The following is a 442-nucleotide window of genomic DNA, read 5'->3' on the forward strand; positions in this document are numbered from 1 at the left end:
TAAGAGGGCAATGGATCGCGCGGCAAAGGAGGCCAAATACCGAGCAAAGGCCCTTGAAATTAAGAGAGAAATTGCTGAAGCTGAACGGAGGTTTAGGGAAGAAGTTACACGAAAGGAATTCGAATCTAAACGGGAAATCCTTTCTCAGCTCAAGATGAGACAGCTTGAGGCTGTTTGTGCTGCTAAGGGTATTCCCACTTATCGAACACAAATCGTTAATGGAGAAGAACGCCGTTACAAGATACGAAATAAAGATGAGCTAATTGATGTTATAGCGGGTCATCTAACTCTTGAGGAAGTTGCTGAAGTTGCAAAGAGGTATAAAGTTAAGTCTCGTCATGTGGTCCAGCACTTTCAAAAGTGGCTTGAAGAAGCCAATGAAGCCCTAAAGGCCTTCAAGGCACAAAAACAGAGAGAGCTTGATGAGATCGGAAGAACACAC

1 protein-coding gene is annotated in these 442 nt (G+C 43.9%); it reads left to right on the top strand.

The features are described 5' to 3' along the window. The coding region (locus E3E26_RS10980; protein ID WP_167901363.1) for a hypothetical protein at window positions 1-442 on the top strand (442 nt) is incomplete at both ends.

Origin of the sequence: Thermococcus sp. LS1, assembly GCF_012027395.1 — an archaeon.
Classification (GTDB): domain Archaea; phylum Methanobacteriota_B; class Thermococci; order Thermococcales; family Thermococcaceae; genus Thermococcus.